This window comes from Methylocystis bryophila, assembly GCF_027925445.1.
Taxonomy (GTDB): domain Bacteria; phylum Pseudomonadota; class Alphaproteobacteria; order Rhizobiales; family Beijerinckiaceae; genus Methylocystis; species Methylocystis bryophila.
This window is the reverse complement of the sequence record NZ_AP027149.1, coordinates 933,476-945,983: the sequence shown is the minus strand read 5'-3', so window position 1 is coordinate 945,983 and position 12,508 is coordinate 933,476. Positions and strand designations below refer to the sequence as shown.

At 63.9% G+C, this 12,508-nt stretch carries 15 protein-coding genes; 3 read left to right on the top strand and 12 right to left on the bottom strand.

Features of this window, described 5'->3' with window-relative positions; all coding sequences use genetic code 11:
- Positions 1-321 precede the first annotated feature (321 nt).
- A complete protein-coding gene (locus tag QMG80_RS21655) occupies positions 322-726 on the top strand; it encodes an HU family DNA-binding protein (RefSeq protein WP_085771703.1) in 405 nt (134 codons plus the stop codon).
- Positions 727-732: 6 nt separating this feature from the next.
- On the opposite strand, the gene QMG80_RS04370 is transcribed toward QMG80_RS21655, so the two are convergent.
- A complete protein-coding gene (locus tag QMG80_RS04370; RefSeq protein WP_158658719.1) occupies positions 733-1,152 on the bottom strand; it encodes a hypothetical protein in 420 nt (139 codons plus the stop codon).
- Between the two features lie 165 nt (positions 1,153-1,317).
- Between QMG80_RS04370 and QMG80_RS04365 the strand changes: the two genes are divergently transcribed.
- Entirely contained in the window at positions 1,318-1,593 is a 276-nt protein-coding gene (locus QMG80_RS04365) for a hypothetical protein (protein ID WP_158658718.1), read from the top strand.
- Between the two features lie 151 nt (positions 1,594-1,744).
- Here QMG80_RS04365 and scpA read toward each other — a convergent pair whose 3' ends face one another.
- A complete protein-coding gene (scpA, locus tag QMG80_RS04360; RefSeq protein WP_085771700.1) occupies positions 1,745-3,901 on the bottom strand; it encodes a methylmalonyl-CoA mutase in 2,157 nt (718 codons plus the stop codon).
- 179 nt (positions 3,902-4,080) lie between these two features.
- On the opposite strand from scpA, the gene QMG80_RS04355 reads away from it, so the two are divergent.
- A complete protein-coding gene (locus tag QMG80_RS04355; protein ID WP_085771699.1) occupies positions 4,081-4,470 on the top strand; it encodes a cupin domain-containing protein in 390 nt (129 codons plus the stop codon).
- A gap of 73 nt (positions 4,471-4,543) precedes the next feature.
- On the opposite strand, the gene QMG80_RS04350 is transcribed toward QMG80_RS04355, so the two are convergent.
- From QMG80_RS04350 to QMG80_RS04305, 10 genes are all read right to left on the bottom strand, one after another.
- Positions 4,544-4,969 carry a cupin domain-containing protein gene (locus QMG80_RS04350; protein ID WP_085771698.1) on the bottom strand — a complete coding sequence of 142 codons (426 nt, stop codon included), beginning with the start codon at positions 4,967-4,969 and terminating at the stop codon, positions 4,544-4,546.
- 118 nt (positions 4,970-5,087) lie between these two features.
- A complete protein-coding gene (locus QMG80_RS04345) occupies positions 5,088-5,393 on the bottom strand; it encodes a HEAT repeat domain-containing protein (RefSeq protein WP_085771697.1) in 306 nt (101 codons plus the stop codon).
- Positions 5,394-5,465: 72 nt separating this feature from the next.
- Positions 5,466-6,521: a hypothetical protein gene (locus QMG80_RS04340; protein WP_085771696.1), complete on the bottom strand. Its 1,056-nt coding sequence runs from the start codon at positions 6,519-6,521 to the stop codon at positions 5,466-5,468.
- A gap of 126 nt (positions 6,522-6,647) precedes the next feature.
- Positions 6,648-8,285, bottom strand: coding sequence for a chaperonin GroEL (gene groL / locus QMG80_RS04335; RefSeq protein WP_085771695.1), 1,638 nt, complete (start codon positions 8,283-8,285; stop codon positions 6,648-6,650).
- Positions 8,286-8,333: 48 nt separating this feature from the next.
- Positions 8,334-8,621: a co-chaperone GroES gene (groES, locus tag QMG80_RS04330; protein ID WP_085771694.1), complete on the bottom strand. Its 288-nt coding sequence runs from the start codon at positions 8,619-8,621 to the stop codon at positions 8,334-8,336.
- 174 nt (positions 8,622-8,795) lie between these two features.
- On the bottom strand, positions 8,796-9,638 hold the full coding sequence (locus QMG80_RS04325; RefSeq protein WP_085771693.1) for a class I SAM-dependent methyltransferase: 843 nt from the start codon (positions 9,636-9,638) through the stop codon (positions 8,796-8,798).
- Between the two features lie 31 nt (positions 9,639-9,669).
- Positions 9,670-10,125: a peptidylprolyl isomerase gene (locus QMG80_RS04320; RefSeq protein ID WP_085771692.1), complete on the bottom strand. Its 456-nt coding sequence runs from the start codon at positions 10,123-10,125 to the stop codon at positions 9,670-9,672.
- A 157-nt stretch (positions 10,126-10,282) separates the two neighbouring features.
- Positions 10,283-10,819: a peptidylprolyl isomerase gene (locus QMG80_RS04315; RefSeq protein WP_085771691.1), complete on the bottom strand. Its 537-nt coding sequence runs from the start codon at positions 10,817-10,819 to the stop codon at positions 10,283-10,285.
- A gap of 63 nt (positions 10,820-10,882) precedes the next feature.
- Positions 10,883-11,392 carry a pantetheine-phosphate adenylyltransferase gene (gene coaD, locus QMG80_RS04310; RefSeq protein ID WP_085773672.1) on the bottom strand — a complete coding sequence of 170 codons (510 nt, stop codon included), beginning with the start codon at positions 11,390-11,392 and terminating at the stop codon, positions 10,883-10,885.
- A 50-nt stretch (positions 11,393-11,442) separates the two neighbouring features.
- The gene (locus QMG80_RS04305; protein WP_085771690.1) at positions 11,443-12,441 is read right to left on the bottom strand and encodes an ABC transporter substrate-binding protein; all 999 of its coding nucleotides are present in this window, start codon (positions 12,439-12,441) and stop codon (positions 11,443-11,445) included.
- Positions 12,442-12,508: the final 67 nt, after the last annotated feature.

The window sequence follows — 12,508 nt, the reverse complement described above, 5'->3', positions numbered from 1 at the left end:
CAGGTGCGATGGCGCACAGATCGACGCCCGAGCGCTCGACGCGTGTGCGACGGCGCACGGCGGCCGCTTGGCCGCTGGCGCATTTTCGCGACGCCTCGCAACGAGGCGAAAACGGAGAACAGCCTATGGTCACACTCTCGATGTTGCGTCGGCTCATCACAGCGCTCGCTGCGCTGGCTCTCGTCACGGCCCTCGCCTGGGAGAGCTCGTCCGCTGCGTCCGCATTTCCGAGCCGAGCCGCCTCGATCGAGTTTGTTGAATAAGGCTTTTTTCCGACGCCACTTGTCCCAATATAGCAATCTACGTATAACTGCGTAGATAATGGAGCTTAATATGCGGCCCGAGACTTACCATGCGCCATTTTCGTCCGCGCCTCCGATCCCTCACGTCGCCTCCACAAAGACTTCCCGAACAGTGACGCGCTACGATATCGCCACCGCGATCATGAAGCGCGTGCCAAACCTGTCGCGCCGGGAGGCGACGCGAATTTTTGAATGCGCCTTGCAAGAGATCGCCGACGCGCTGTCGAAGAGAGAAGAGAGCGTGAAACTGCACGAATTCGGAACATTTTTTATCCGAGAAAGAACGAGGCGTCCAAGCCGCGATCCTCTTCCAACGGAAGGCGAGCCCAACCGCCGGCGCAAGATTTTGAATTTCAGGCCTTCGATCGGGCTGAAGGAAAAAGTCGAGAAAGCCCAAGGGCGGGAAGCTAACCGCCGACCCTAGAGCGTGTCACGGAAAAGTGCGAAGCGGTTTTCCGGTCATGACAGGCTCCAACTTTTTGACTTGGCGCGATTCCTTATCGCTCGAACGATTCCGTTCGAGCGGGAAACGCGCTAGCGCGCGATGCGAAAAAGTGAAAACCGGTTTTTCGTACAAATCGCGCTCTAAACTTTCAGAATCGATCATGTTTTCTGTGTTCAGGCGATTCCGCCTGAACACAGCGTGATCCTGCGCTTTTCCCGCTCGAACGGAATCGTTCGAGCGATAAGAAATCGAACTCAATCGCATGGTTGGAGCGAATTCCGCCCGCAAAAATCTTTCAATTCTTACGGAATTCGCTCCAAAGCATATCAGGGAAACGCACGAAGCGGTTTTCAGGTCTGGTTCTTTTCGAGCGCGTGACGCCAAGCGATCGGGACGCGCGCTCATACGAATCCCCCATAAGGCTGTCGACGGCAGGGAAGGTCGAGCTTGCCTCGCAAAAACGCAGCCCTTGCCTCCTTTCGTTGTCGATCCTCGGCGAGGCCCTATATCGAGACGCCAAAGGGCGAGCGGATCGCGTTAGCCGCCATCCGATCGCCGATGGAGGCGCGCATGAAAGCGATCAAACCTCTCTTGCTTCTGGTCTCGGCCCTCAGCTTCAGCGGCGCTGCGGCGGCGGTCGAGCGCGCGGGGTCGGTGGGCGACACGAGCGGACCAGCGGTCGGAACCCCCGTCGCGCCCTCGACGGTGGTTCAGAAGGCCAATCCCTATGTTGGCGGCCGACCGAGTCGGCAGAGCGAGGCCGCAGCCGGGGCGCCGGGGATCGAGGCCGCGCCGGGGACCGAGGCCGGCACGGTCGCCGGCGGGGCGCCCAGCAACCGCAAGTGAAGACACCGCAGGGTCGATTTACGCAGCGGGCGCTGGAGCATGTCCCGGAAAAGCGCGAAGCGGTTTTCCGGTCAAGACATGCTCCAACCTTCTGATTTGGCGCGATTCCTTATCGCTCGAACGATTCCGTTCGAGCGGGAAACGCGCTAGCTCAGCGCGGCTCCCGCTGCGCATAGCCGAGTCTTATGTTGAGCTCCTCCAGGAGCTTCTCCGCCGCCTCGGGAATATTCGTGCCGGGCGGAAAGATGGCGCTTGCGCCGGCGTCGTAGAGCGCTTCGAAATCCTGCTTGGGGATCACGCCGCCGACGACCATCATGATGTCGTCGCGCCCGGCGTTCTTGAGCGCGTCGCGGAGCTGCGGCGTCAGCGTCAGATGGCCCGCCGTCATGGTTGAGACGCCGACGACATGCACATTCGCCTCGGCGGCTTTTTTCGCGACCTCGTCCGGCGTCGCGAAGAGATCGCCGATCACGACGTTGAAGCCTAAGTCCGCGAAGGCCGAGGCGATCACCTTCTGGCCGCGGTCGTGGCCGTCCTGGCCCATCTTGGCGACGAGAATGCTGGGCTTGCGCTTCTCGTTCTCCTCGAAAGCCTGGGTCATGCCCCTGACACGCGTCACGACCGGCGTGTCGATCCCCGCCTCTTTCGCATAGACGCCCGAGATCACATTGGCCTTGGGCTTATGGCGCGAGAAGACCATTTCGAGCGCGAAGGAGATCTCGCCGACGCTCGCCTTGGCGCGCGCGGCTTTGACCGCGAGATCGAGGAGATTGGCGCCGGACGTCGCGCCTTCGGTCAGCGCGTCGAGCGCGGCCTGAGTCTTCGTTTCGTCGCGCTCGGCGCGCAGCCGCGCGAGCTTTCCGAGCTGAGCGGCGCGCACGGCGGAATTGTCGATCTTCAGCACATCGGGCGCGACGTCGTCCGTCGGCTGATATTTGTTCACGCCGACGACGACCTGCTGGCCCGTGTCGATGCGCGCTTGGGTCTTGGCGGCGGCCTCCTCGATGCGGCGCTTCGGCACGCCTTCGGCGATCGCCTTCGCCATGCCCCCGAGCTTCTCGATCTCCTCGATATGGACGAGCGCGCGCTTGGCGAGCTCCGCCGTGAGCCGCTCGACATAATGGGAGCCGCCCCAAGGATCGATGGTGCGCGTCGTGCCGCTCTCCTGCTGCAAGACGATCTGGGTGTTGCGCGCGATGCGCGCCGAGAAGTCGGTCGGCAGGGCGAGCGCTTCGTCGAGCGCGTTTGTGTGCAGCGACTGCGTATGGCCCTGCGTCGCCGCCATCGCCTCGATGCAGGTGCGAATCGAGTTCACATAGACGTCTTGCGCGGTGAGCGACCAGCCGGAGGTCTGGCAATGCGTGCGCAGCGTCAGGCTCTTTTCCGACTTCGCGCCCAGATCTTTCATCAGCCGCGCCCACAAGAGCCGGGCCGCGCGCAGCTTCGCGACCTCCATGAAGAAGTTCATGCCGATGGCGAAAAAGAAGGAGAGACGCGGCGCGAAAGCGTCGATGTCGAGCCCGGCGGCCATGCCGGCGCGCACATATTCGACGCCGTCGGCGAGCGTGTAGCCGAGCTCGAGATCGGCGGAGGCGCCGGCCTCCTGCATGTGATAGCCGGAGATCGAGATCGAGTTGAACTTCGGCATATGCTTGCTGGCGTATGCGAAGATGTCGGAAACGATGCGCATCGAAGGAGCGGGCGGATAGATATAGGTGTTGCGCACCATGAATTCTTTGAGAATGTCGTTTTGGATCGTGCCGGTGAGCTTGTCGGCCGAGACGCCCTGCTCTTCCGCCGCCACGATGAAGAGCGCGAGAACGGGCAGCACCGCGCCGTTCATCGTCATCGACACGCTCATCTGATCGAGCGGGATGCCGTCGAAGAGCGTGCGCATGTCGTAGATCGAGTCGATTGCGACGCCCGCCATGCCCACGTCGCCGGCGACGCGCGGATGGTCGGAATCATAGCCGCGATGCGTGGCGAGATCGAAGGCCACGGAGAGGCCCTTCTGGCCCGCGGCGAGATTGCGCCGGTAGAAGGCGTTGGAGTCCTCGGCCGTGGAGAAGCCGGCATATTGCCGGATCGTCCAGGGCTGCGCGACATACATGGTGGGATAAGGCCCGCGCACGAAGGGCGCGAGGCCGGGATAGGAGCGCGGGAAGTCGAGCCCGGCCGTGTCCGCGCCCGCGTAGAGGTTTTTCACCTCGATCCCCTCGGGCGTCAGCCAGCGCCGAGCCTCGGGGCTGGGCGGCAAAGCCTTCGCCGGCGCGAAAGGGATTTGGGAGAAATCGGGGATGGCGGGCATGATCTTCGGCGTCTCTAAGGGCTGCGGGGCGGCTTGGGGCCGCCAAAGTCTCTTAACAGTCGAATTCCCGAGGGGGAAGCGGGCGCGGGCGCGGCGAAACGCGCCTAGCGCGTTTCCCGCTCGAACGGAATCGTTCGAGCGAGAAGGAACCGCGTCAAGTCAAAAAGTGAGAGCATGTCATGACCGGAAAACCGCTTCGCACTTTTCCGTGTCATGCTCTAGGAGAGCAGGAGGCGGGCGTGATCAAGTCGGGCAATCTCTTCGCGCAAATTCCCGCGCCGGCGGATCGCGAAGAGCTTGTGACCCTTGCCGAAAACGCGGGGGCGCGCATCGAGCGCATCGTCTCGACGGGTCAGGCGAGCCCGCCGGGCTTTTGGTACGATCAGGCCTGGACGGAATGGGTCGTCGTGGTTTCAGGCCGCGCCGCGCTGCGTTTCGCCGACGAAGCTGAAGCGCGGCTGCTTGGGCCGGGGGACTGGCTCGAAATCCCTGCCCATGTCCGTCATCGCGTGGAATGGACGGACGCCGCGCAGCCGACCGTCTGGCTCGCGGTGCATTTTGCTGAGTAGGCTATCCGTCATCGCGGCGAAGCGAAGCGATGACGCTCGTTCCCCTGCGCCTGTGGCTCGTGACGCTGCTGTCTCAGGGCGCGAGCGCGTCGAGATGCGGCAGAAGCTCGACGCTCTCCTGCTCATCGGGGTCGGTGCGCGCGACGACGGCGACCGCGGGCTCGCTGCCCGTGTTGACGGGAAGATGCGGGACATTGGCGCCGATATAGACGAAGTCGCCGGCGCGGGTCTCGACCTTGTTCTCGAGCCGCTCGCCCCAATAGGTCGTGGCCTCGCCCGAGATCATATAGATCGCCGTCTCATGCGAGACATGCTTATGCGCCTTGGCGCGACCGCCCGGCGGGATCGTCAAAAGCTCGAGATAAATGCCCGTCGCGCCGACGCTCTGCGCGGAAACGCCAGGCTTGAAAGTGAGCCCTTGCTTGCCGGTGGCGTTTTCCGCAGCGCGAATGACAGCGCAAGGCGTGGGCTGGTCTTTGGGCTTGCGGACGGCATCCATGGCGGCTCCTGAGTTCGTGAAAAATGAGCTTGGGCTAAATGTAGGCGGAAGCCGCAGCCAACGCATCCCGATGAAACTCCGCAATGCGCTCGGTTACATATCCGCGCCAGGCATCGGGTCACATGTCCAGCGTCCCATTCTCGAACCGTCTCAATAGGCTGCCGGCGGTCACGCGCACTTCACTTTCGCCGCGAAGCCGGATGTCGCCGAGCACCGCGAGCGCCCGATCCGGCATTAGCTTGAGCAGGTATCCCGCGGCGAAAACGCGCACGCTCAGATCGGCGTCGTCTAGCAAGGGAACGAGCGCTTCGCGCCCCTTCTCCTTGAACAAAAGGTCCAATCCTTTCGCCGCGCGATCAAGAGCGCGAAGACCCGCAAGCTGCATGGCTTTGTCTTCGTCCTGATATCCAAAGTTGGTCGCCATCGCGGCTCTCTTAAACTGGGCGACCAAGAGTCGAGCAGCTGGATCCTCGGCTATTCCCGGCATCGTGGCCTCCTATTCGATTACACCAAGATCTCGCAGAACTCCGATCCCCGCTCGATACTGTTGATCGAAACGTCCACTCTCAAGAGATTGCCGAAGAGAGGCGCCTAAGGACTCATTCTTGCGCGCGTACGCGCCGTTGATCTCCTCATGCAGCAGCTTCGGAATCCGAATGACGTTCCGCGTCGAATTGATCTCGCTCGCGGAGATCGTCCCCTGCTGATTCTGCTCCACGATGTGATGATATTCCCAACCATCGCCGGCCGGGCCGTAGAATTTCTCGACCTCGACCTTCTTGAGCGCCGCGAAGGAGGAGAAGCTGCGCTCCTCTGTGTCGACGAACAGGTCCTCCAATTTGTAAGGACCGTGCTTGGCGAATTCGAGCGCTGCGGCGGCGTCACGTTTCAACTGCGCGTAATCGGCGGCCATCGAGGCGATGTCAGCGACCATCGCGGCGTCTGCGGCGGCGTCCAAAATGGGAACCACATTCGCCGCCGCCTCGCCTAAAAGCCGCAAGACACGCGCGGGCGACAGGAGCTCGCGCAGCGCTGCGCGGATCAGCGCGCGGCGCCGGAACTGCTCCAGCGCTTCCCCCGTCTTTATTCGCTGGACCGCTCTGGAGCCTTCGCCCGCTGCGTCCTTGGGACGAAACTTGCCGCCGCGACCGCCTGGCGTTCCCCTCGGCCAGCCCGGATGATCGGGATCGTCTTCGGACGCCTTGGCGAGACACACGGGCGCTGCCGCACGTCGCGCTTCGTGCTCGGAGAGCGTTGGCAGGCGCATTTGCGTCGTCGCGATCATCGCAAGGGCAATGTCGCCTGCGTTCAGAGCCCGGGCGACGGCGTGCAAGCCGGACGTAAGGCCGGCGCAATCGATCGGGCGCGCGAAGATCCGGGTAAAGAGCCGGTTGAGCTCCTCAAGGGGACGTGGAGTAAATTCCCCGTCGATCTTGATCAGCAGTCGCACCGGACCGAGCGCCGGGCCGTCACCGTCGCAACTCGGACCGCGCGCATGCCCCGGCGCTTCAAGCCCATATTCGCGAATTGCCCCGAAAGAACGCGCCGCCATGGGAAATGCCTCGCTGGAGAGGATTCATAATAGAACATAACAAGAACATTTGTCAAGGCCACGCTCATGAAAAAACCCCGGGCGCTTCCGCCCGGGGCTCCAAATTCCAGCACAGATGCGGATGGATTAGAAATCCATCCCGCCCATGCCGCCGTGGCCGCCCGGCATCGCGGGGCTTTCCTTCTTCGGCGCGTCGACGATCGTGGCTTCCGTCGTGATGACGAGGCCGGCGATCGAGGCCGCATCCTGCAGCGCGGTGCGGACGACCTTGGTCGGGTCGATGATGCCGAGCTTGATCAGATCGCCATATTCGCCCTTCTGCGCGTCGAAGCCGAAGCCGTATTCCTTGCCCTCGATGATCTTGCCGACCACCACGGCGCCGTCGCCGCCAGCATTGTCGACGATCTGGCGAGCCGGCCACTGAATGGCGCGGCGCACGATGTCGATGCCGGTCTTCTGGTCCGAATTGGCCGTGTTGATATCCGCGAGCGCCGAGATGGCGCGCAGCAGCGCCACGCCGCCGCCGGGCGAGATGCCTTCCTCAACCGCAGCGCGGGTGGCGTTGAGCGCGTCATCGACGCGATCCTTCTTCTCCTTGACCTCGACCTCGGTCGCGCCGCCGACGCGGATCACCGCGACGCCGCCCGCGAGCTTGGCCAGACGCTCCTGGAGCTTCTCGCGGTCGTAATCGGAGGTGGTCTCCTCGATCTGCTTCTTGATCTGGGTGACGCGGCCTTCGATGTCCTTCTTGGCGCCGGCGCCGTCGATGACCGTCGTGTTCTCCTTCTCGATCTTGACGCGCTTGGCGCGACCGAGCTGGCTGAGCGTGACGTTCTCGAGCTTCACGCCGAGGTCCTCGGCGATCATCTCGCCGCCGGTCAGGATCGCGATGTCCTCGAGCATGGCCTTGCGGCGATCGCCGAAGCCCGGCGCCTTCACGGCCGCGATCTTCAGGCCGCCGCGCAGCTTGTTGACGACGAGCGTGGCCAGCGCCTCGCCCTCGACGTCCTCGGCGATGATCAGCAGCGGCTTGCCCGTCTGCACGACCGCCTCGAGGATCGGCAGCAGCGGCTGCAGCGTCGAGAGCTTCTTCTCGTGGATGAGGATGTAGGGATCCTCGAGCTCGGCGACGAGGCGCTCCGCATTGGTGATGAAGTAGGGCGAGAGATAGCCGCGATCGAACTGCAGGCCCTCGACGATGACGGTCTCGGTCTCGAGGCTCTTCGCCTCCTCGACCGTGATCACGCCCTCATTGCCGACCTTCTGCACCGCCTTGGCGATTTCCGAGCCGATGAAGGTGTCGCCATTGGCGGAGATCGTGCCAACCTGGGCGATCTCGTCGTTCGAGGTGACCTTCTTCGAATGGGTCTTGAGGTGGTTGACCACCGCCTCGACGCCCAGATCAATGCCGCGCTTCAGATCGAGCGGGTTGAGGCCCGCGGCGACGGCCTTGGCGCCTTCCTTGGCGATGGCCGCGGCGAGCACGGTGGCGGTCGTCGTGCCGTCGCCGGCGAGGTCGTTCTGCTTCGAGGCGACCTCGCGGACGAGCTGGGCGCCCAGGTTCTCGAACTTGTCGGCGAGCTCGATCTCCTTGGCGACGGTGACGCCGTCCTTGGTGATGCGCGGGGCGCCGAAGCTCTTCTCGATCACGACGTTACGGCCCTTGGGGCCGAGGGTGACCTTGACGGCGTTGGAGAGGAGCTCGACGCCGCGCAGAATGCGGTCGCGAGCGTCCGAGGAAAAGCGAATTTCTTTAGCGGCCATGTTGGGTCCACTCCGTTAGGGGAATTCTGGTTGCTGTGCGGGCGCGGATCAGCCGACAACCCCGAGGATGTCGCTCTCCTTCATGATGAGCAGGTCCTCGCCGTCGATCTTGACCTCGGTGCCCGACCACTTTCCGAAGAGAACGCGGTCGCCGGCCTTGACGTCGAGGGGGACGAGCTTGCCGGCCTCGTCGCGCGCGCCGGGCCCGACGGAGACGATCTTGCCCTCCTGGGGCTTTTCCTTGGCGGAGTCGGGAATGATGATCCCGCCCTTGGTCTTCTCCTCGCCTTCGAGCCTCTTGACGACGACGCGGTCGTGCAGGGGACGGAACGCCATGTTGCAATCTTCCTTCGATGCGCCGGCCGCCCAGGGTGGCGCGCCCGGCAAAGGGTCAACGGAAAGCGCTGTTGGCACTCGTCCCAGGGGAGTGCCAACAGCGACAATTGCGAAATAGGAGCGCGACCGGCGACTGTCAATGGGCGGCCCCGGGACAAACTGTCCGGAAAGCCATCAACCTCGGCGCCGCGCGCGCAGGAAATGCGGGCCGGCCCGCCGGCCACGTCCCTTCCGCCCGCCGAGAAAGCGGGTTGAAATTTCTGATAAATCCAGATCCTCGACCTCGTCGAAGCCCAGCGCCCGGAGATCCTGCGCGAGCGCGGCCGGCTCTGGAAAGGAGATCATCGGCTCGCCCGCCGCGGCCGCGCGCTCGGTCAGGCCCTGAAGGCCCGCGCGACGCGCCGGAGGGTAGTTCGCCAAGGGCTCCGAATAATCGAAGACGACCTCGCCGGCGGGAATCCGCGCGATGAAGCGCAGCGTCGCCAGGATGGCGTCGCGCGTGAGATAGGGGACGACGCCGAGCCAGAAGAAGAAGGCCGGGGCGCCGGCGTCAAAGCCCTTCGCCCTCAGCCGCTCGCCCAGGCTCTCGCGCTCGAGGTCGACGGGAACGAAGACGAGCGAGGGCGGGACCGCGAGGCCTTCTTCAATGAGGCGCCGGCGCTTCCAGGCTTGCGTCGCCGGATGATCGACCTCGAACACGCGCAGCCCCTGCTCCGCATGGGGATTGCGCAGCGCAAAAGTGTCGAGTCCCGCGCCCAGCACAACCGCTTGGCGCAGGCCGCCTGCGACGGCCTCGGCCAGCGCCGCCTCGGCAAAGCGGCTGCGCGCCGCGATGAGAAGCCGCAACGGCCGCAGGCCCCTGTCCCGCGCGCGTTGATCAGCCTCGGCGCAGCCTTCCGCGCCGAGAATTTTGCGCGCGAAGGGGTCGTCAAAGACGCTTCCCCCCTCGAGACGCTGATGCGCGGCGCGATGTCCTGCGGCGCCGCGCGCGGTAAGGCTCGGCCGATCGTCCTTCACGGATGCCGCAACAAGTTTTGGATCTAAGACCTCAGCTCAGCGTCGCCTTGACGATCTTGTCCGGGTCCTTCACCGGCTCCCCGCGCTTGATCTTATCGACGTTCTCCATGCCGGAGATCACCTCGCCCCAGACCGTATATTGCTTGTCGAGGAAGCGCGCGTCCGTGAAGCAGATGAAAAATTGCGAATTGGCCGTGTCGGGATGCGAGGCGCGCGCCATGGAGCAGGTTCCGCGCACATGCGGCGCCGCATTGAACTCCTGCGCGAGGTTCGGATATTTCGAGCCGCCCGTGCCCGTGCCGTGAGGGCAGCCGGTCTGCGCCATGAAGCCCTCGATCACGCGGTGGAAGACGATCCCGTCGTAAAAGCCCTCGGAGACGAGCTGCTTGATGCGCGCGACATGGTTCGGCGCGAGGTCGGGACGCAGCTTGATCGCGACCGGGCCCTTGGTGGTCTCTAGGGTGAGCGTGTTGGTGTCTTCTGACATGCGATTTCCTTTGCGGGTAGGTGAGCGCCCCCTCCCCGGCCCTCCCCCGCTAGCGCGGGAGAGGGGGCAGATTCGGGCTGCATTGATAGCTCGCGAAACGCCAGCCTTTTCCCTCTCCCGCTTTAGCGGGGGAGGGTGAGGGAGGGGGTGAAAATCCTCAGCTCTTGTCGTCGGCCATGCGCAGCTTGACGATCTTGTCCGGGTTCGCCGGCGGCTCGCCGGGCTTGATCTGGTCGATGAACTCCATGCCGGAGATCACATTCCCCCAGACCGTGTATTGCTCCTCGAGATAGCGCGCCGGGCCGAAGCAGATGAAGAACTGGCTGTTGGCCGAGTCCGGCTCCTGACTGCGCGCCATCCCAACAGTCCCGCGCAGGAACTTCTCTTTGGAAAACTCCGCCGGAATGTTCGGAAGCTTCGATTTGCCCATGCCGGTGCCGGTCGGATCGCCGGTCTGCGCCATGAAGCCCGGGATCACCCGGTGGAAGACGATCCCGTCGTAAAAATGGTCGCGCGCCAGCTTCTCGATCTGCGCGACATGCTTGGGCGCGAGGTCCGGGCGCATCTTGATGACGGTGCGGCCATAGGCCGTATCGAGGTTGATGAGCTTGTCCTCGGCGCGAGCGGCGCCCGAGGCAAGCAGCGTCGCTGCGCCGGCGGCGCTCGCGACGAAACGGCGGCGGTCGATGGTCATTGAAGTCCTCCCGGTCTTTCGTCGTTGTGCAGCGCGCCTTGGACGCGCCCTTTTCTCCCCGGCCTAGGAGCGGCCGGCGGCCCTTTTCAGCGCGGCGACCGAGGCCTCCGGCGCGAAGGCGGAAAGATCGCCGCCGAGCTTGGCGATCTGACGCACGAGCGTCGCGTTGATGTGGCGCGCTTCGGGCGAGGAGGGAACAAAGAGCGTGCCGATCTCCGGCGCGAGGGCCGTGTTCATCCCCGCCATGCTCATTTCATAGTCGAAATCGGCGCCGTCGCGCAAACCGCGCAAAATCGTCGAAGCGCCGAGCCCTCGCGCCGCCTCGACCGCCAGACCCTCGAAGGCCCGCGCCTCGAACTCGCAGGGCTTCGGGAGGCTAAGCATCGCGCAGGCCTCGAGAATCAGGGCGATCCTCTGCTCGAGCGACAGCATGGGCGTCTTGCCCGGATGCGCGCCGACCGCGACGATGATCTTGTCGAACAGCGCCGCCCCTTTGCGGATCACGTCGAGATGACCGAAAGTCAGGGGATCGAAGGAGCCGGGATAAAGCGCGACGCGCGTCGGTGAGGTCATGGCGCGACCATAGGCGATTTCTGCTGTTTCGGCGAGGTCGTCCGGATCGCTCACTTCTTCCCCTCCTCCAGCCCCACGCCCTTTCCGATGAAACGCAACGTATAGCCGTTCTGATAGGGCAAGTCCGCCGGGACGACTCCGGCCTTGACCATCTTGTCGAAGAAGCTTCTCACGCGCGCGTCGGTCATGATTCCGATGCCTAACGTCTTGGCGTCCCCCGAGTCGACGATCCCCCGCTCCTTCAAGCGGGCGATCGAGAAGGCGATCAGATCGTCGGTGATTTCCGGATTGTCGCGCTTGATGAGCGCATTGGCGGCGCGATTGTCGCCATAGAGATAATTGCGCCAGCCGATGATCGAGGCGTCGACGAAGCGCTGCACGAGATCCGGATTCTTGGCGATGGTGTCGGCGCGCGTCTCGATCATCGTCGAGTAGCTGTCATAGCCATAATCGGCGAGCAAGAACACATTGGGCTTGAAGCCGCCCTGACGCTCGATCTGGAACGGCTCCGAGGTCAAATATCCCTGCTGGATCGAGCGCTTGTCGGCGATGAAGGGCGCCGGGTTGAAGCCATAGGGCTTCACCGCTTCATCGCGAAAGCCATAGTCCTTCTTCAGCCACTGATAGACCGACACCAGCATGTCGCTGGCGATGAAGGCGGTCGGCGCTTTCGGCAGATCCTGGAAACGGTCGTAGCCCATGCCCGGATGCGACATGAGGATCACCGGATCGATCTGAAAAAGGCTCGCGACGTCGACGACGGGGATTTTCTGCTTCACCGCGTCGAAGGTCTGGATGAGGTTCGAGCCCATGGCGAAATCGACGCGGCCCGCGGCGAGCAGCAGCCGCGCATTGATCTGCGGCCCGCCCTGCACGATGCGGACATTCAAGCCGTAGCGAGCGAAAGTCCCGTCGGCGACGGCCTGATAGAAGCCGCCATGCTCGGCCTGCGCGCGCCAATTGGTGGCGAAGCTGATTTTGTCGAGGGCGTAGGCTTGGTTTGCGGCGGTGAGGAGGAGCAGAAACAGGGCGAGCAGGCGGCGGGGCATGGGGCGACTTTCAACCAGGTCTGCATTATCGACAGAGCGTCCCTCTCCCCCGCGGGGAGAGGGAATT